Source organism: Streptomyces exfoliatus (assembly GCF_000725545.1).
GTDB lineage: Bacteria > Actinomycetota > Actinomycetes > Streptomycetales > Streptomycetaceae > Streptomyces > Streptomyces exfoliatus.
This window is the reverse complement of the sequence record NZ_JNZP01000039.1, coordinates 14,393-32,355: the sequence shown is the minus strand read 5'-3', so window position 1 is coordinate 32,355 and position 17,963 is coordinate 14,393. Positions and strand designations below refer to the sequence as shown.

At 68.9% G+C, this 17,963-nt stretch carries 18 protein-coding genes and 1 pseudogene; 7 read left to right on the top strand and 12 right to left on the bottom strand.

Annotated features, from left to right (window positions below; translation table 11 throughout):
• Positions 1 to 107: 107 nt before the first annotated feature.
• Both IO20_RS41755 and IO20_RS41750 read left to right on the top strand, forming a co-directional pair.
• Positions 108 to 332 carry an SMI1/KNR4 family protein gene (locus IO20_RS41755; RefSeq protein ID WP_245685125.1) on the top strand — a complete coding sequence of 75 codons (225 nt, stop codon included), beginning with the start codon at positions 108 to 110 and terminating at the stop codon, positions 330 to 332.
• A gap of 129 nt (positions 333 to 461) precedes the next feature.
• Positions 462 to 791: a hypothetical protein gene (locus IO20_RS41750; protein WP_245685124.1), complete on the top strand. Its 330-nt coding sequence runs from the start codon at positions 462 to 464 to the stop codon at positions 789 to 791.
• A gap of 564 nt (positions 792 to 1,355) precedes the next feature.
• On the opposite strand, the gene IO20_RS0131540 is transcribed toward IO20_RS41750, so the two are convergent.
• The 9 genes and pseudogenes from IO20_RS0131540 to IO20_RS40475 all read right to left on the bottom strand — a co-directional run bounded on the left by IO20_RS0131540 (position 1,356) and on the right by IO20_RS40475 (position 8,217).
• Positions 1,356 to 1,913, bottom strand: coding sequence for a histidine phosphatase family protein (locus IO20_RS0131540; protein WP_031127758.1), 558 nt, complete (start codon positions 1,911 to 1,913; stop codon positions 1,356 to 1,358).
• A gap of 10 nt (positions 1,914 to 1,923) precedes the next feature.
• Positions 1,924 to 3,624, bottom strand: coding sequence for a GMC family oxidoreductase (locus IO20_RS0131535; RefSeq protein ID WP_030555995.1), 1,701 nt, complete (start codon positions 3,622 to 3,624; stop codon positions 1,924 to 1,926).
• A 14-nt stretch (positions 3,625 to 3,638) separates the two neighbouring features.
• On the bottom strand, positions 3,639 to 4,037 hold the full coding sequence (locus IO20_RS0131530; RefSeq protein WP_030555997.1) for a sugar dehydrogenase complex small subunit: 399 nt from the start codon (positions 4,035 to 4,037) through the stop codon (positions 3,639 to 3,641).
• A gap of 16 nt (positions 4,038 to 4,053) precedes the next feature.
• Positions 4,054 to 4,923 carry a thermonuclease family protein gene (locus IO20_RS0131525; protein ID WP_030555999.1) on the bottom strand — a complete coding sequence of 290 codons (870 nt, stop codon included), beginning with the start codon at positions 4,921 to 4,923 and terminating at the stop codon, positions 4,054 to 4,056.
• Positions 4,924 to 5,088: 165 nt separating this feature from the next.
• Positions 5,089 to 5,190, bottom strand: a pseudogene (locus tag IO20_RS39140) (gamma carbonic anhydrase family protein); the annotation flags it as partial.
• Positions 5,191 to 5,444: 254 nt separating this feature from the next.
• Positions 5,445 to 5,630: a hypothetical protein gene (locus tag IO20_RS37850; RefSeq protein WP_030556000.1), complete on the bottom strand. Its 186-nt coding sequence runs from the start codon at positions 5,628 to 5,630 to the stop codon at positions 5,445 to 5,447.
• Complete coding sequence (locus tag IO20_RS39135; protein WP_245685129.1) at positions 5,627 to 5,827, bottom strand: DUF2326 domain-containing protein; 201 nt, start codon at positions 5,825 to 5,827, stop codon at positions 5,627 to 5,629. The genes IO20_RS37850 and IO20_RS39135 overlap by 4 nt, the downstream gene beginning before the upstream one ends.
• Positions 5,828 to 6,321: 494 nt before the next feature.
• Positions 6,322 to 7,152 carry a DUF1206 domain-containing protein gene (locus IO20_RS0131505; protein ID WP_030556002.1) on the bottom strand — a complete coding sequence of 277 codons (831 nt, stop codon included), beginning with the start codon at positions 7,150 to 7,152 and terminating at the stop codon, positions 6,322 to 6,324.
• Between the two features lie 738 nt (positions 7,153 to 7,890).
• A complete protein-coding gene (locus IO20_RS40475; RefSeq protein ID WP_157850830.1) occupies positions 7,891 to 8,217 on the bottom strand; it encodes a hypothetical protein in 327 nt (108 codons plus the stop codon).
• A gap of 199 nt (positions 8,218 to 8,416) precedes the next feature.
• Here IO20_RS40475 and IO20_RS0131495 point away from each other — a divergent pair, with 199 nt between their 5' ends.
• Positions 8,417 to 9,034, top strand: coding sequence for a hypothetical protein (locus tag IO20_RS0131495; RefSeq protein WP_037636732.1), 618 nt, complete (start codon positions 8,417 to 8,419; stop codon positions 9,032 to 9,034).
• A gap of 634 nt (positions 9,035 to 9,668) precedes the next feature.
• Positions 9,669 to 10,490, top strand: a complete 822-nt coding sequence (locus IO20_RS39125) for an alpha/beta fold hydrolase (protein WP_211270454.1) — start codon at positions 9,669 to 9,671, stop codon at positions 10,488 to 10,490.
• Here the strand turns inward: IO20_RS39125 and IO20_RS0131490 are convergent.
• The 3 genes from IO20_RS0131490 to IO20_RS0131480 all read right to left on the bottom strand — a co-directional run bounded on the left by IO20_RS0131490 (position 10,406) and on the right by IO20_RS0131480 (position 14,546).
• Positions 10,406 to 10,699 (bottom strand): putative quinol monooxygenase, encoded by a 294-nt coding sequence (locus IO20_RS0131490; RefSeq protein WP_030556007.1) that lies wholly within the window; start codon positions 10,697 to 10,699, stop codon positions 10,406 to 10,408. The two genes, IO20_RS39125 and IO20_RS0131490, sit on opposite strands and share 85 nt — an antisense overlap.
• 110 nt (positions 10,700 to 10,809) lie before the next feature.
• On the bottom strand, positions 10,810 to 13,365 hold the full coding sequence (locus tag IO20_RS0131485) for a GH32 C-terminal domain-containing protein (protein ID WP_030556009.1): 2,556 nt from the start codon (positions 13,363 to 13,365) through the stop codon (positions 10,810 to 10,812).
• Between the two features lie 209 nt (positions 13,366 to 13,574).
• On the bottom strand, positions 13,575 to 14,546 hold the full coding sequence (locus tag IO20_RS0131480) for a carbohydrate kinase family protein (protein WP_030556015.1): 972 nt from the start codon (positions 14,544 to 14,546) through the stop codon (positions 13,575 to 13,577).
• Between the two features lie 299 nt (positions 14,547 to 14,845).
• On the opposite strand from IO20_RS0131480, the gene IO20_RS0131475 reads away from it, so the two are divergent.
• The 3 genes from IO20_RS0131475 (at position 14,846) to IO20_RS0131465 (ending at position 17,878) form a co-directional block, all read left to right on the top strand.
• Positions 14,846 to 15,853 carry a sugar ABC transporter substrate-binding protein gene (locus IO20_RS0131475; protein WP_030556017.1) on the top strand — a complete coding sequence of 336 codons (1,008 nt, stop codon included), beginning with the start codon at positions 14,846 to 14,848 and terminating at the stop codon, positions 15,851 to 15,853.
• 199 nt (positions 15,854 to 16,052) lie between these two features.
• Positions 16,053 to 17,048 carry an ABC transporter permease gene (locus tag IO20_RS0131470; protein WP_030556018.1) on the top strand — a complete coding sequence of 332 codons (996 nt, stop codon included), beginning with the start codon at positions 16,053 to 16,055 and terminating at the stop codon, positions 17,046 to 17,048.
• A complete protein-coding gene (locus IO20_RS0131465) occupies positions 17,045 to 17,878 on the top strand; it encodes an ATP-binding cassette domain-containing protein (protein WP_030556020.1) in 834 nt (277 codons plus the stop codon). Before IO20_RS0131470 ends, IO20_RS0131465 begins: the two co-directional genes overlap by 4 nt.
• Positions 17,879 to 17,963 lie beyond the last annotated feature (85 nt).

Here is a 17,963-nt window from a genome sequence, read left to right as displayed (position 1 = left end):
GCCTCTTCGGTCTCTGCTGCTGAGGCTGGTGCCCCGACAAGGTCGTTGTCGGTGGTGTGGGGCATGCTCGGCGCCATGAGTTCCCTTGTGTCGTCGGTCCGTTCGACGTGGGACCGTATAGACGCCTGGCTGCCCGTGTACGCCCCGCCTCGTACGAGCTCCTCGCACCGCCCGCGGATCCGGGCCGGATCGAGGCGGCGCAGGAGGTGATGGGTCTGCGCTTTCCGGCCGACCTGGTCGACTCTCTGCTCTGCCACGACGGCGTGCTGGAGTGGGGCAACCTCTTTCCGGGCGAGCCGCCCCAGCCGGTCGCGCTGATCGTGGACCACTGACGGATGTGCGAGGAGATCGCGGGTGACGACGAAGACCTCCGCGAGTCCTCTGGGCCATCGGAAGAGCCCTGGTGGCACGTTCGGTGGATCCCCTGGGCCCACGGCGACGGGGACGCGCAGGTGATCGACATGCGCGAGGGTCCGGAGCAGGGGCGGTTGGGCGCCGCGTGCCACGACGGAACGGGCCACTTCGGCGACGGCTGGCCGTCGCTCGCCGCTTACCTGGCGGAGGTGGCCGAGGTACTGGACCACGGCGGCATGGTGGACGGCTGCGTGCCCTGCCTGACGCGGGACGGCGAGCTGTGGTGGTCCTTCGAGGGCGACGCCGACCTGAATGGCGAGCCCTTGACGCCCGCGCCCGCCCCGGGGAGGAGGCGGCCCTCGCGGCGCGGGGCGGTTGGAGCCTGGCCGAACTGCTGGGCCCTCCCGTCGGGCCGGCGGATGAAGGCGCCGCTGTGATCGAGGCGGTCGCGCGTGACTGGGGAGTCGTCTTTCCAGCGGACTATGTGGCCGCGGCAGCTACGTACGGCGACGTCATGATCTCCGACTACGTGTACTTCTGTGGTGCCCGGGGCCTGCGTGCGTATGGGGAGGAATGGAGCCGTCGGCTGGCGGGCTCCACCTCTGTGCCCTGCTCGGTCCTGCCCTCGCCGGGCGGGACGCTGCTCTGGGGCCACACGATCGAGGGCGACCGACTCTCTTTGGTCCCGCAGGCGCACGGTGGCCGGAGCCTGGTGGTGGTCCAGCCGCGAGGACGCCGCTTCCTCCTGACGGTACGCCCCGCCTGTCCGGCACTTCCGCCCCGCGCCCGGAGTAACGGACAGGCGGGAAGCGATGTCAGTGACCGCGCTGCGGGTCATCAAGGCCGCCCAGCGGCTGGGGTTCACGCTGGGGGAGGGGCAGGCCGGACTCGAAGCCGCTCGCCCGGCCAGGACCGGACCCGTGCCTTGAACCTGTGCGGATGACCAGCTACAGCGCATCGATGGCTCAGCGAACGAGGGGCACTTCCTGGCTTCGGCTCGGTCACTGATCGCTTTGCGTCGCACGGTCGTTGAGGTGGGCGGTGTCGTTGAGGACGGCGAGAACCCAGTACTGGTTTCCGTACTGGTCGTGGTGGCGCTCGAAGCGGGTCAGGCCGGCGTGGTTCGTTCCGAGGCCCGTGTGCGCGCTTGTCTGGACGGGGACCTGGAGCAGGAGATGGTAGGCGGCGTGGATGGTTTCGCCGTGTGCGGCGATCAGGATGTTCTGGCCCTGGTGGTGCTCGAGGAGGGCGGCCAGGTGCGTGGCTGCCCTGGTGAGGTAGCCGTTCCAGCTGTCCGAGCCGGGTGCGTAGGGCTGGTCGGGGCGGGCGTGGGCGAGGATGCGGCCGCTTTCCTGCAGGCGGGGCCTGGGGCCTGTGTACAGGGCGTCGAAGGCGGGTCCGGTGCGCTGTTGGGCGGCGAGCCGGGCGGCCAGCAGTTCGATCTGGTCGCGTCCGTGGTCGGTGAGCCCGGTGCAGGTCTTGGGGCCGCCGACGCGGCCGTCGACGTTGCACCGGGCTTGTCCGTGGCGGGCGATGGTCAGCCGCGTGGTGACGGTCACGGTGGCTGCTTCACGGGAGGGTGGTGGCGAGCTTGTCGGCGGTGCGCAGCGTCAGGGCGGCCAGGGTGAGCGTGGGGTTGGCCGTGCTTCCGGTGGGGAAGACGGACGGGCCCACGACCCACAGGTTGGTGTGGGCGTGGGAGAGCCCGTCCGCGTTGACCACGGAAGTCGCCCGGTCGGTTCCCATGCGGGTGGTGCCCATGGGGTGGCCGGCTCCGTTGAACTTCAGCGTCGGCTGCAGGGGTTCGATCTCCTCCGCGCCGGCGGTGTCCTCCATGTGCTGCCAGATACGGCGGGCGACGGAGTGGCCGTAGGCCAGGGCTCGCTTGGAGTAGTCGTCGATCTTGAAGGCGATCTTGGGGCGGGGAATGTCCAGGCCGTCCCTCTCGTCGGAGAGGGTGACCCGGTTGGCGGAGTCGGGGAGCTGCTCGGTGGAGTAGCCGATGCGCAGCATGCGGGTGACCCGCTCGGCCAGCGCGTCCTGCAGTTCGGTGCCGTAGTGCTTGAGCTTCTTGGCGGCCGGATCCCACATCAGCTTGTCGACTGCCAAGCTCGGTGATTCGAAGCGGCCCCATCCGTCGTTGCCGATCGTCATGCGGAACGCGCCGGTGGTGCGCCGCCACGGCCCGTCGCGGAACGTCTCGATACTGAGCGTCGACTGCGGGCCGCGGTAGGGGAAGACGGGCTGGCCGAACAGGCCGACGACCTCTTCGGCGAGATGGTCCATGAGGTTGCGGCCGACCTGGTCGCTGCGGTTGTCCAGTCCGGAGAGCAGCCACAGCTTCGGGGTTTCGATGGCGTTCACGGCCAGCACGACGTGCGTGCCGTTCACCTGCTCCTCGGCCCGCTCGGTGGTGGTCCAGTCCCGGAAGACGACGGTGGGGGAGACGTTGCCGGGCCGCGGGACCAGGCGGGCGACGGTACAGCCGGTGCGCACCTGGACGTCGAGCTCGTCGCGGGCTCGGCGGACATGGACCGAGGCGTCGTACTTCGCACCGGACGGGCAGATCGGGATACAGCTGGAGTTGCCCTGGCAGGCGCTGCGCCCCTGGTACTCCTCCGAGTTGCGGGCCTGGGGAGTGGTGAGGACGGTGACGGGAGTGCCGTCGATCGGCTCGATATCGGCCAGGGCGGCGCGTACGAGCTCGTCGCCGTAGCTGGCAGCGATGCCGGGCATGGGGTAGTCCGTACTGCGCGGGGTGAGCGGCTCCCACTCGTCACGGTTTCCCGACACACCCAGTTCCACCTCGGCCTGGGCGTAGTACGGCTCGAGGTCGTTGTACGTGAGCGGCCAGTCCACGGCGATGCCGTACCGGGTCTTGAGGTCGAAGTCGGTCGGCAGGAACCGGGGTGTGTTGCCGCGCCATGCCCAGGTGCTGCCGCCGACCATGCGCTGGAAGCCGCTCTTGAACAGGTCCGGTCCGCTCTCCACGTAGTACCGGTTCATGGCGACGGGGTCACTGGTGCCGTCCGAGGAGGGCGCGTAGCCGAACTTGTTGTTGCCCAGCGCCGCGTACGGGGAGGGGACGTTCTTGGCCGTCGACACCTGGTAGGCGTCGACGAACGCCTGGCGCTGGTCGTCATCGACGTCGTTGTCGCCGGCATCCAGAAGCAGGATCCGCGCCTGCGGCTTCACCTCCTTGATCCGGCACGCGCACATCGCCCCAGCCACTCCCGCGCCGATGATGACGACGTCGTAGGTGGTGTCCATCAGGTCTCCTTGCCTCAGGGGTGCTGGGTCCAGTAGCCGTAGCCGCCCGGAACCGGGGCAGCGGAGAGCGGGTGGGCGCTGATGACCTTCCACACCAGCCCAGCGCGATAGCGCGAGGGTGTGTCCGGCGCGTCCTGCGTGTTGTCGGGGCGCGTGAACTGCGCCGTGTACCAGATCGCGAGCGTCTCCCGCGCAAGCCTCGCGAGCGCCGGGTCCGCGTTGACGGCGGTGAAAAGCGCGGCGCCGGGGTCCGGCTGGCCGACAGCGGCACGGTAGGCGTCGATGAGACGGTCCACGTCGGCGGGGAAGTGGCGGGCGAGGCGCTCGCGGTGCGCGTCGGCCGTCGCCTGGTCCAGGGGCTGCTCTCCGGTGAGCAGTTCGGACAGCGCGCGGAAGTCTGCAGCGTGGGTCATGGCGGCTGCCTCCTGCTCAGTCTTCGAAGACGAGGTCTTCGGAAGGGTGGGTCATCCGCACCTTGCTGTTGCTGACTTCGACCACCGCGTCCAGGCCGGTGGTGTGCTGGCCGGTGGACAGGATCCAGAACCTGTCCTGGGCATGGTCCAGGAATGTGGGGAACCCACTCAGGTCTGCCGAGCCGAGGTTGAGATAGTCCACCAGCCGCCGGAAGAGCTTCGGCAGGATCACCGCGCCGGTGTCGTCGGTGAGCGAGGACATCCCGGTGACGGTCGCCCCGTTGAGGGTGTCGTCGTCGGACCACAGCCCCTTGGCGGGCGTGGCGGCCTGCGCCTGATGGACCGCGGCCGTCAGCTCGTTGCGCAGGTCGGGGAAGAGACTGCGGTAGTACGTGGGGTAGGCCAGGCCGGTGGCGAGGAGGTGGTGGTTGACGGTGGTCTTGAGCATCGGCACGTCGACGAAGATCTGCGTTCCGCTCGTGCCTGGGGGTGTGCCCCGGCCAGCCAGGGCGATGCAGCGGTGATCCTTGGCCGCCCCACGGGTGAGGATCCAGCCGGGCACGCTGGTGGGGGTGGCAGCGGTGACCTTCTCGTTCGCGTCCCGCGTCACGCTGGTGAAGCCGAGCCAGCGCAGCAGTTCGTCCTGCGCGGCGTGACCGAACTTCAGCGGCTGGTGGACCTCCGGTCCGGTCCGGGAGTAGTGGGTCTCCAGCGCGTCGATGGCCTCCAGCCGCAGTCGGGCCCTGCCGGACGCGTTGTGTTCGACCTTGTGAGGCCCCTCGACGAGGTTCCACTCGGTCATATCGTCGGGGGTGAAATGGACGGTGTCCCCGTCCGGCCGGGCGTTGAGGATGTGGTACGAGCCCTTGATCAGCAGCATCGGCATGGCGACGTGACTCCTTACTTCTCAGGGGAGGGGCGGGGTACGAGCATCGCAATAGACATCACTAACCGTCACGATATGATCTGAATCATTACCAAGAGTGACATTTTCTTGGGTGATGGGGAGTCGCTTCCTGTTCCGGCGGCGCCCCGACGGCCACGGCTCGCCCGGCTGCCTGACCTTGGCCGGGACGCCCGCCACCAGCGAACCGGGCGGGATTTGCATGCCCTGCGGCACCACCGCGCCGGCCACTTTCAGCGAACCGGCGCCACCCGCGCGCCGTTGGGCCCACAGCCGGACCGCGCTGCCGGTCTCATTTTGGCTGTGGACAACTGAAAGCACCGGCGAACCCCGCGCCGCCCAGCAGACGGCGTCGCGGTTCATGGGGTGACGCTCTCACCCAGGGCTTCACCGAACGCGGAATCCCGTCGTCGAGCGACGCGGCGGCCTTCGACGTCTTCCAGTACGGAGGTGAAGAACTTCTGAACCGCTCGTATGCCGAGCCCAGCTGGAGAACTGCTGTCTCAGAACGGGCTTCCTTGCTCGGTGGATGTTTTGAAGCGGAAGCCGAAGAGGCCGCCGGTCTCGTGTTCGTCGGCGAGGCGGGGGCTGCGGATGTAGGGCTCCGGGTCGAATCCCCGCTGGGCGGCGACGCCGAGGCTGTCGGTGTTGATGGTGACGATGTGTTGCAGCCCTTCTTTCGCCGTCACTTGTGCCGCGACCGGCGGGCGTGCGGGCTTTTGGCGATCTGGCGTTCGTCGACGCCGTCGTAGAGGTGGCTGTCGTGGATGAGGAAGTCCGGGCCGCGTCCGTGACGGTGGGCCAGGACGGCAAGCGTGCGGTCGAAGCAGAAGATGACCATGCTGGCGATGCCGCGGCTGTCGTCGCTGTCGACCCTCGGTGCAATGGTCAGGCTGCTGCGGCCTGCCTGGATGGCGAGGTATGCCTCGCGGCCTTCTCCCTAGAGACGCTGTGCGTACTGGGAGAAGAGCAGCATCGCTTCGTTCGTCTGCTGTCGGTGCTCCTGCGGGTCGGTGTCCGCAGCTTGCTGGAGCTCTACGCTCTTCCCGGTGATTTGCCGGGCGCTCGCTTACAGGGTCTGCGCCGCTTCGAAGTGATGGCGTAGGGCGCCCAACGCCGCTTCCTCACGGCCCAGGAGTGTCTGGAGCACGGTGAGGGCGCCCAAGGCACCTCTGTCAGCCAAGTTCCCGCAGCCGAGCATGTCCGGCGCGGCAAGGACGGCGTGCCGCTGATCCGTGCCCCGATCCGCGAGTACCTGGACGGCCAGGTGCCGCAGGATTGGTGCGGGCCGCCCGGCACACCAGGGACGAGCCGTGACGGTACGCCCCGAGCGCGGCCGCGGGCGGTGGCGCGGACTGTCCCCGGCCTCCGTCCCCGGTCTCAGAACTTCCGCCACCTGGCGAGGCCGAAGGAGAACACCCCGAACAGCGCCAGTCCGACCGCAACTGCGACCAGCAGCCACTGTCCGGCCGGGGCCGTCGCGAACGAGCGGATCGCGTCGTCCACGCCCTTGGCCTCGGCGGGGTCGAACTGGATCGCGGCCTTGAGTGCGAAGAAGCCGACGGCTGCGAAGACCAGGCCGCGGGAGACACCGCCGGCGATGCCCGTGCCGTCCATGAGACGGCGCTGCTTCTTCGACAGTCGCGCCCATGGCAGGTGTGTGCGGTACTTCCGCAGGGCGGCGCGCCCCGCGATGACGAGACCCGCGACGAGGATGCCGGCCGCCGCCGCGCCGACCCACCACTGTCCGCCGGGCTGGCCGAGCAGACGGCCCGTGACGTCCTGGCTCTGCCGGTCGCTCGACCCGGCCCCGCTGCTCTTGGCGCCCGCGGCGAAGGACAGGACGAGGAAGGAAACGAAGGCGTAGAAGACGAAGCGGAAGGCAGACTGGGTCCGCTTGGCCGCCTTGCCTCCGTCCGGTCCGGCGGCCCCGTACACGGCCTCCGTCAGGCGCCACAGCGCCATGCCGGCGAGCCCCGCGCCGAGCGCCCAGAGGAGTACGGCACCGAACGGTGTGGCGGCGACCTCGGTCAGGGCTCCGCCCCGGTCGGCCTGCTCGTTCGCCCCCGTGAGGCCGATGCGTACCGCCAGCAGTCCCACGAGCAGGTACAGAACTCCGCGCGCCACGAAACCCGCGCGGGCACCCGCCCGCACCGCGTCACCTCGGGCCGCTCTCCTCGCCGCCGCTCGGGGCGACCATGTTCCTGTCATCACGTCTGACACCTCCGTCGGGCCGGGTTCTTCGGTTGCCCCCGGCCCGGTGATCGCAACCCCTTTCGAGTCAGGTCTCCCACGCGGCGTGTCCGGCGCGCGACCCGGGGAAGGCGACAGAGGAGCAGATGCCCAGAAGTCGGGAGAAGGGGGAACCATGCTGCAGCCCCCGGGTGACGCCTGGCCGTCCCGTGCACCCACGCGTCCGGACCGTCGTGGGCGACCTGACCGCGACGGCCGGACCGCGGCCGTGCGGACGTCCACCGAGGCCAGAGAGGCCACCCGGCGACGGCTGGCGGGCATCCGTCCGATGGAGCCGGCACAGGTCGACGATCTGCTGCTGGTCGTGTCCGAGTTGGTGTCCAACGCCCAGCGGCACGGTGGCGGTGTCACGGGCTTCCGCCTCGTCCTGGAGCGGGTGACGGTATCGGTCCACCCTGGGGGGGAAGACGACCCGTGCGGTCGTGCCGATCGAGCAGTACCGCACGTGTCACTGGCAATCAAATTACCGCGCGGGTCTGTTGTGAATTTCAGCCGACCCTCGCCAGGCTGCGGTCGTCAATGGCCTCAGCCTCCCCTTGGAGCTCAGGGGTGGTCGAAGGCCAAGTCACACGCATCAAGCTGATCAAGCGTAGGTCATACGGACGGGCATCCTTCTCCTTGCTACGGACCCTCGTCCTTGCCCAGCCACCGTGACCCGCTTGGTCCAGGCGCCGGGCTGGAGCTGTCTACTCCGAGCTACAACACGGCGACGCATGAGCTCAGATCAGAGGTCAGGAAGAACAAGTGCGTGCCTTCGGCTTTCTCCACTCGCCCCCACACGACTGGGGCATCTCCCGCATGCCGGAGGGCTGGCAATCCCTGTTCGAAGTCCTGGCCGGTGACGACACCGTCCTGCTCCATGCATTGAGCTCGCCATGCCCAGACGTCGAGGTACTGACGAGCGGGCTGTACTCTTTCGGCCCACACCGTGAAGGCTGCGCCCGCCCGCAAGGCCAGGACAGCGTGACCGGCGGCATGAGTTGGATGTCGTTCCAGGGCAGCAGCAAGGTCTTCGCGATCCACGACGTGCAGTATTGCGCGCCGCAGGGACCCTCGGCGGGCCGGCCCAGGCGGGCCAGGCCAGACCAGGGCCGTCGGGACGTGATCGTCACGAAATGTGGGCCACAGCCCTCAGATTCCCCACTCCCAGGCCCCCATCACCCTTCGTTGTCAGAGGCGTCACGCATACTCGGGGCGGTCAATCGGGCGAAGGGGAGTGGGCGTGAAAGAGATTCAGGACGGCATAACCCGTCTACTGGCTGATGCGGTGGAAGCGGAGATCGAATCAGAGAGCTGTCCGGCCTGGCTGCTGCGGCCAGGGCGGATCGAGTGCCTCGCCATGTGGGAGACGGTGTCCGCAATTTACGCCGCGCTCACTGGGCTGGTCCTTCCCGAACGGGCCCCTTCTCGTGAGCGGCGACGCCTGGATGTCCTGCTGACCTACGAGAATGGGGACCAGCAGATCCTGGAGGTCGACGAGAAGCAGCACTTCACCGGGGCCCGCGCCCTGACCCTGGAGCACTATCCGGCAGGCGTGAAGCTCGGCTTCGATGCCTCTCAATGGCTGGCCCGCTCACGGGCCCTTGCCGGGCGCGAGCCCGGCGGTGGCTTCGGCCGGCCGAAACCACCGCTGTTCCCCAGCGACGGAGGCCGCCATCGGCAGCGCGCCTTCCGAGACGCGTTGGCGGATCTCCTCCCGCCCGTGCACGGTTGGCTTCCGACCATCCGGATCAGCGATGCGGAGGTCGCCGCCATCACCTCCGCATCCGATGCGGTCTCGTCGCTCAGGGCATTGCTCCACGAGCGCGGTGTACCAGCCTCGTATCTCGTCTTCGGGTGAGGCTCGGCGCTCAGCCATCATCGGCCGAGGCCGAGGCGGACCCGCCCGGCCAGCGAATCAGTAAGCGTTTTCAGCTTCGTCCCTCCAGGGTGAGGGCGGCACGGATGACTGACGTCATGGCGTGGGGGTGAGCGGGCTCTGGGCAACTGGCTCGGAGGGTCCGAGAGGAGGTCGGCGAGGAAGCGCAGGAGCAGAAGGGCTCGGTCTGTGTACCCGACGGCCTGGGCATGCGGCCGTTTGACGGATGGCCACCGCGCTGAGGAGCCGGCCCTGTGCTTCGGGTCGGAAGATAGTCGTGGGGAGGGGTGGGAGGCACGCTCGAAGCAGCATCCCTGCAAGGTTCTCCGGTCGGCAGTTCATCGACGTACGGGACTGGCGTGTCGGCAGCTGGTTCGTGTGACCCCACGGTTACGGGAGAGTACGAATCGATGGCCCAGTATTTCGACTCTGTAGCGGAGATGCTGGCGAAGATCGCCGATGGACACTCCCCGGTCTGTAAGTTTTCCGAAGGGCGGCTCGTCTGGTCGTGAGGCGCTTCCCCACCGCATGACGGCCATCGCCGCGGCCGCCCTCACCCTGCCACGGCAATGAGCTTCGTCAGCGCTGCCGCTCCAGGGTGAGGACGGCTGCGGCGATGACGGTCGTGCGATTGGCACCACCGTGGCGGCCGCCGGCCCCGCATCGTGTTCTCGTACTCGTTCCCGGCGCCTGGCTCGGGGCGTGGGCGTGGGAAGACACCGCCCGCGCTCTGCAGGAGCGCGGCCACACGGCGCTGCCGGTGACCCTGACCGGCCTGGCCGAACACGCCGACCAGGTCGGCCCCCAGACAGACCTGGACACGCACATCGCGGACATCACGGGATTCGTCGAGCGGAACGATCTGCGCGACGTCACGCTGGTCGCCCACAGCTACGCGGCTGCCCCGGTAACCGGGGCAGCCGGACGTCTCGGCGACCGCCTGGAGCGCGTGATCTACGTGGACAGCGCCCCGTTCGCCGCAGGCATGTGCATGCTCGACCTCATGCCACCGCAGGCAGCGGACCAGCTGCGCCAGCAGGTCGACGCTTCCGGCGAGGGGTGGCGGCTACCGATGCCGCCCTTTGAGGTCCTGGGCTTGTCCAGCAGCCTCGACGGGCTCGATGAGGGCCAGCGGAACGCTCTGCGCACGCGTGCCACCCCTCAGCCGTTCGGCACTTTCACCCAGCGTCTCGCCGGCCTGGCCGAGCCCGGTCCCGGTGTGGACCGTGTCCTGACCGCGCCGTCCGAGAGGCACAGCCCGATGCCTCGAACGGCCAGTCCGGCCGATCTCGGGGAGGCCCCGCCCGACCCGCCTGCCCGCGGTGCACGACCGGCGGGGCCGGCGTCGATTCGTCAGCCGAGTGGGCTCAGGAAGGTGAGCAGGGATTCCTTCTCCCGTATCAGGGGTTGCAGCGCGGTGTTGAAGGGCGGGCTGTAGGGGGCCGCCAAGTGGTCCTGGAATGCGGCCTCGCTCGTGTACACCTCGAAGATCCAGTATGCCAAGGGGTTGGATTCCTTCGTGTACACCTCGAAGGCGAGGTTGCCGGGCTCTTCGCGGACGCGGGCGGCGTAGTCCTGGACCAGCCGGGCGACGTGTTCCTCGTTTCCGGAGCGCACGGTGAACTCGGCCAGCAGCGACTTGTTCATGTGGTGACTTTCGTTCTGTTGCCGGTGGGGCCGGCAGGGCGGAACGGTGTGGAGGCGGTCGGTTGAGGACCTGTGTCCGCCTCCACACCGTCAGCGGGCTGGGCAGGTGGTCAGCTGCGGTATGGGTGCATCTGCCAGACGTTGGCGCTGTCCAGGCGGGCGGTGCCGCCTTCGGCGAACAGCTGGATGCCGTCGCTGTCCGGGCTGGGGAAGATCTGGTCCGTGATCACGGCCTCGCCTCGGCCGCCGAATACCTCGACCGAGGACCAGTCCACCAGGATCCGGAGTTCGACCTTGCCGTTCTTGGGCGTCAAGGGTGCGCGCTGGACGCCGGGGAAGTCGCGGTGGAAGTCCACTGCTCCTGAACGCGTCCGGTCGACATACAGCTCCTGGGTCTCCCTGTCGTAGCCGATGACGGTTTCCTGGCCTTGGCCCGTGCGCACCTTGAACCCGAAGCGTGTGGCGTCGGCGAGGGTGAACGTGGCCCTGATGTCGAGGGCCTTGCCGTCTGCCCGTCCCGCTGCCAGCGGTACGGAACCTTCCGCGATTCTGGTGCCGCGCACGCTGGTCAGGGGGCCGTGGAGCGACGCCACGGTGGACACGGGCTGCTGGGTCAGCCGGATCCGGCCGTTGACCGTACGCAGGGCCATCTCTCGCGGGATGCTCTGTGCACCGCGCCAGGGCGAGGTCGGGATGTTGTTGCCGTACTGCCAGTTGTTCATCCAGCCGATCATGTGGCGCTTGCCGTCCGGGCTGTCCTCCCAGGAGACGGCGGCGTAGTAGTCCTTGCCGTAGTCGACCCAGTCGGCTCGCTGCAGGCTCGAGCGGGCCGGCTGGTCGGCGGCGACGAAGTGGTCGGCCATGACGTGGCCCCAGCCGGCCGTGTTCATATCGACGATCTGGATGACGGCCTGCTTGCCCTGGTGGGCGCGGAGGTCGAATGAGGCCCAGTCCAGAGTTCCGCTGTCCGCGCCGGTCGCGCTGTGGAGGACCTTGCCGTCGATGAGGAGGTTGACCGTGGTCTCCGTCGAGCGGGGCCGTGCGGGGGTGTCGGACAGCATGACCTGGTCGAGCAGGATGTGTCCCCAGCCTCCGGTGTTCTCGTCGACGACCTCGATGCGCGCGGTCCGGCCGGCGAGGTCGCTCAGGTCCCAGGAGATCCAGTTGAGGGACTCCGAGTCGGTGCCGGTGGCGCTGCGGACTGTCCTGCCGTCGACGACGAGCCGGACGGCGGTGGGCGCGTCGGATCCGGAGGGGTGGTTGCCTCCGCCGACGAGGAGGTTGAGGTGCTTGGCGGTGATGGTGAACTCGGGCGAGGTGAGGGTGCCCGTGGTTGCGTCGCCGCCCAGGAACGTGTTCACCAGGCCGGTGCCCGTGTGTCCGGACACCGGGTGCTGTCCGGGGAGGGGGCCGCGTGCCGGACCGGTGCCGAAGGCGGTGCCGGTGGTGGTCCAGGAGCCGTAGGTGTCCTGCTCGAAGTCGGCGAGGATCTTGCCTGCGGGTGCGGGGGAGTCGCCCCTCACGGAGCCGGGGACGTACGGGTGACGGCCGCCACCGATCTTGAAGTTGAGGTACGGGGTGTTGACGGTGAAGGGCGCGGAGGTGAGGGTGCCGGTCTCGGTGTCGCTGCCGTGGAAGCTGTCGACGAGTCCCTTGCCCTCGAAGCCGTTCGTGCCCGAGGGGTCGGGCGCCGGTGCATGGATCGGTCCGCTGCCGAAAGCGGTGCCGGTCGTCTGCCAGCTGCCGTAGTCGGCTCCCTCGAAGTCCTGCATCACCACTCCGGCCGGAGGCGTGTAGGAGCCGTCGTCATCGGGCGTGAACTTCGTGCCGTCGAAGTCGCCCACGAAGTACTGGGCGGCCGAACCGCCGTCGATGCCACCGGGGTTGATGTTGACGACGAGCGCCCACTTGGTGCGCTGGGGGTCGCCGTCGACGGGAAGCGGGAACAGGTCCGGACATTCCCAGACGCCGCCCACCGCCCCCCGGGGGCCGAAGTCGCTCAGGTGCGTCCAGGTCTTGAGGTCCTTGGAGGAGTAGAACCGGACCTTGTGCTCGGTGGACAGCGACACGGTCATCAACCAGCTCTTGGTGGGTGCGTACCACTGGACCTTGGGGTCGCGGAACTCCTTCGACCCGATGTCGAGCACGGGGTTCCCGGCGTACTTGGTCCAGGTGCGGCCGCGGTCGGTGCTGTACGCGAGGGACTGGGCCTGCTTGCCGCTGTCCTTGGAGTGGCTGGTGTAGACGGCCACCATCGCCGGGTTCGTGCTGGTTCCGAACCCCGTGGTGTTGTTGTGGTCGACGACGGCGCTGCCGGAGAAGACCATCTCCTGGTCGTCGTGGGGGATGGCGAGCGGCAGCTCCTGCCAGCGCACCAGGTCCTTGCTGACAGCGTGCCCCCAGGACATGTTGCCCCAGGTGCTGCCGCTCGGGTTGTACTGGTAGAAGAGGTGGTACTCGCCCTGGTACCAGACCAGTCCGTTGGGGTCGTTCAGCCATTCCTTCGCGGGGCTGAAGTGGAACTGGGGGCGGTACGTCTCCGTGTACGGTCGGCTGTCTTCCGCCGCCGCCCGTGGGGCGACGGCGGTGACGGTGAGGGCGCATGTGGCTAGCGCGGTGGCGACGAGGCGCCGCGGGATACGGCGGAGTGCGGGGGCTCGGCTCATGGTTTCTCCTGCGCTGTGGGCGTCGTCGTGCCCGCGTCCGCTGCGGTGGGACGACGCCGGGGGATTCGCAGTGCCGGGCGGTGGGGGACGGCCCGGAAGCGGGTGTCATCGATGACATGTGACAGCGATGACACCCAGTGCGGAGTGATGATGTGCGCGCTCCGGGCCGTACGTCAATGGCCTCGTCCGAGTTCGTTCAGGCCGCCGGTTCAGCCGGCACTGTGCCCGATCGCGGGTGACGGCTGCGGCAACTGGCTGGCCCACGGCGGGTTCGGACCGACGACCCCGCAGGTCAGCGCCGCCACCCGAGCGGCGAAACCGCAGGCGTCGAAGACGTCGTCGACCCGCAGATCCGTCAGCCGCCCGCCGAGGAGCCCCTTGGCGCCGAGATGGTGCAGGAAGCCGGCGGTGAAGGAGTCGCCCGCGCCGACGGTGTCGACCACAGCGGTCGAAGGTGCCGGCACGGCGGTGCGCACGCCGTTCAGTGAGGCGACCGCGCCGCGCTCCCCCCGGGTGATCACGACGAGCGGGACACCCGCCGCGTGCCAGGTGTCGCAGGCGCGCTCGATCGTGCACTCGGGCAGCAGAAGTTCCAGGTCGTCCTCGCTCAGGCGGAGGATGTCCGCGGTCGCGCACCAGCGCGGCAGACGTTCGCGGTAGACCTCGGGTGCCACGAGCAGCGGCCGGACGTTCGGGTCGATGGAGATCGTGGCCGTGGCGGAGGCGCGGGAGAGGAAGTCCTCCACGACCGTGCCGCCGGGCTCGCGCACCAGGGCCAGGGAGCCCGAGTGCAGGCAGGCCGTGGAGGTCAGGTCCACGGCGGCGAGTTCATCGGCCGTCCACTGCCAGTCCGCGGTGCCCTGGGCGTGGAAGGAGTACGCGGCCCGGCCCTGGGCGTCGAGTTCGGCGACGGCCAGCGTGCTGGGCTCGGGTGCGCGTATCGCGGCCGTGAGGTCGACGCCCGAGGCTTCCAGGTGCCCGCGGAACAAGCGTCCGAAAACATCGTCGGACAGCCGCGCCAGGAAGCGGGCGGGCGTGCCCAGGCGGGCGAGCGCCACAGCGGTGTTCGCCGGACCGCCGCCCGGCAGGACCCGCAAGGACAGCTCGCCCGGAATGGACGCGGGGACGGTGAAGGCGTCCGCGACGCATTCTCCAAGGACGGTGACCAGAGGCAGGCGCATGGCTCGTTCTCTCCAGGTGGGCAGCGCGGGAAGGCTGCGTTTTCAAGGGGCCTTGAGGAAGCTCACGGAGGGCGGCGCTCTCGGCGTGAGGCGGTACAGGCGGGCAGCGTTGCCGATTTGTGACGACGGGAAGGCATTGACGTTTCCGGGTGATGGAGTTCATCATCCTCCGCAAGCGGTGTCAACGATGACATCAGTCAACGATGACACCGCTCCAGTGCGTTCGCCAGCAGCAGTTCCCTTGCTCTGCAGCACCTCGATCCACGGCCGTTCCGCCCTCGTCCAGCAGGAGATCAGTCATGCTTCGCAGAAACCGCACCACCTTCGCCTCCATCGGATTCACCGCCCTCGCCACCGTCTCGGCGCTGACCCTGACGGCCTGCGGCTCCGGCGCGCAGGGTGGGTCCGGTGATGACGGGGTCAAGGTCGGACTGATCACCAAGACGGACACGAACCCGTTCTTCGTGAAGATGAAGGAGGGTGCCGAGCAGGCCGCGAAGGACAACGGCGTCGAACTCGTCAGCGCCGCCGGGAAGTTCGACGGCGACAACGCCGGCCAGGTCACCGCCATCGAGAACATGGTCAACTCCGGGGTGAAGGGCATCCTCATCACGCCCAACGACTCCAAGGCGATCGTCCCCGCCCTCGAGAAGGCACGCGCCAAGGGCGTCCTGATCATCGCGCTCGACAGCCCGACCGACCCGCAGGACGCCACCGACGCCCTGTTCGCCACCGACAACGTCAAGGCGGGCGAGCTCATCGGCCAGTACGCCAAGGCGGCCATGGCCGGCAAGGAGGCGAAGATCGCCACGCTGGACCTCGCGCCCGGCGTCGCGGTGGGCGTGCAGCGCCACCAGGGCTTCCTCAAGGGCTTCGGCGTCGCGGAGGGCGACATCGCGTGCATGCAGGACACCGGCGGCGACCAGGCCAAGGGCCAGACGGCGATGGAGAACTGCCTCCAGAAGTCCCCGGACATCAACGTCGTCTACACGATCAACGAGCCGGCCGCGCTGGGCGCCTACACCGCGCTCAAGGCCAAGGGCCTGGAGAAGAAGGTGCTCGTCGTGTCCGTCGACGGCGGCTGCACCGGCACGAAGGCCGTCAAGGAGGGCAAGATCGCGGCGACCTCCCAGCAGTACCCGCTCCAGATGGCGTCCCAGGGCGTCAAGGCGGTCGCCGACTTCGCCAAGAACGGCAAGAAGGCATCCGGCTACACCGACACCGGCGTCACGCTCATCACCGACGCGGCAAAGACGGGGGTCGACTCCAAGGACACCGCCTACGGCCTGGAGAAGTGCTGGGGCTGAGCCCGGCATCAGGGTGTGCCTTCGGTCGTACAGACCGCTCCTGCGGCCGAGCAGCCCGAATCCGGTCTCCCCGCCCGCGAGGCCGGGCCGCCCGCACCTGTAGGAGGGGGCCCTTCGCGGCATGCCCCAGCGCACAGCCCGCCGCCATCCCTCTGACGAACCCCGCTCCGCCGATCATCGACCACCGGCAAGGACCATCATGACTGCCACACCCCTGCCCTACGATCAGCTGAAGGGACCGACCACGGTCCGCCGGCTGCTCACCACACCGACCACGGGCCCGCTCGTCGCCCTGCTGCTGGCCTGTGTCTTCTTCTCCCTGACGACCGAGCAGTTCCTCTCCGGCGGCAACTTCTCGCTGATCGTCCAGCAGGTCATGGTCGTGGGCACACTGGCCATCGGCCAGACCCTGATCATCCTCACCGCCGGCATCGATCTGTCCTGCGGTGCCGTCATGGCGTTCGGCAGCATCGTCATCGCCAAGACGGCAGCCGAAGGCGGCCTGCCCCCGCTCGTCGCGGTCGCCCTCGGCCTGGCCGTGTGCGCGGGCTTCGGACTGGTCAACGGTCTGCTGGTGCAGCTGATCCCGCTCCCCCCGTTCATCGTCACCCTCGGCATGCTGAACGTGGCCTTCGCCCTGACCCACATCTACTCCGCCGAACAGACGATCACCAACCTCCCCGGACCGCTGACCGCCCTCGGTGAAACCTTCCCGCTCGGCAACACCGACATCACCTACGGCTCGCTCGTCACCATCGCCCTGTTCCTGGTCTTCGCCTACGCGCTGAGCAGCACGTCCTGGGGCCGGCACGTGTACGCGCTGGGCAACAGCCCCGAGGCGGCCCGCCTCAACGGCATCCGCACCTCCCGGCTGACGATCGGCCTTTACACCCTGGCCGGAGCCGTCTACGGGATCGCCGCGCTGCTCCTGATCTCCCGTACCGGCGTCGGTGACCCGCAGGCCGGACAGACCGACAACCTCGACAGCATCACCGCCGTCGTCCTCGGCGGCACCAGCCTCTTCGGCGGTCGGGGTGCCGTCCTCGGCACCTTCATCGGCGTCCTCATCGTCGGTGTGTTCCGCAACGGTCTCCAGCTGATGGGTGTGGCCTCCATCTACCAGACCCTGATCACCGGCGTCCTGGTCATCCTCGCCGTGACCGTCGACCAGATCTCCCGGAAGAAGGCACGATGAGCACTACCGATGTCACGCCCGTGCTCCAGGCACGCGGCCTGGTCAAGCGGTACGGTCATGTCACCGCCATCGACGGCGCCGACTTCGACCTGCTGCCCGGAGAGGTCCTCGCCGTCATCGGCGACAACGGCGCCGGCAAGACGAGCCTGATCAAGGCCCTCACCGGCGCGATCACCCCCGACGAGGGCGAGATCCGGCTGAACGGCGAGCCCATCAGGTTCACCGGACCGCAGAGCGCCCGGCAGCACGGCATCGAGACCGTCTACCAGGACCTTGCCGTCGCCGCTTCCATGGACATCGCCTCCAACATGTTCCTCGGACGCGAGCTGCGCCGGCCGGGCCTCCTCGGCAGCGCGCTGCGCATGCTCGACAAGAAGCGCATGCGCCAGGAGGCGGCCGCCCACATGGCCGACCTCAAGATCGGGCTGCGATCGCTGACCCAGCCGGTGGAGACCCTGTCCGGAGGCCAGCGCCAGGCCGTCGCGGTCGCGCGGTCCGTCGCCTGGGCCAAGAGCGTCGTCGTGATGGACGAGCCGACCGCCGCCTTGGGTGTCAAGGAATCGGGCCAGGTCCTCGACCTGATCCGCCGAGTCCGCGACAAGGGCATGCCCGTGGTCCTGATCAGCCACAACATGCCGCATGTCTTCGAGATCGCCGACCGCATCCACATCCACCGGCTCGGCCGGCGCGAAGCCCTGATCAAGCCTTCCGACTATTCGATGGCGGAGGTCGTCGCCATCATGACGGGAGCGCTCAGGGTGAGCGACGATGGAGGTACGGTCGTTGCCGACGCGGGTGCCGCCGAGGCGGCAGGCGTGTCCACCCACTGAGTCACTGCGGGGGCAACGCCGCGCAGGACGCAGGATCGCCGCATAGCCAGGACAGCGGGCCCGGCCCCAGGCCGGGCCGGGCCCG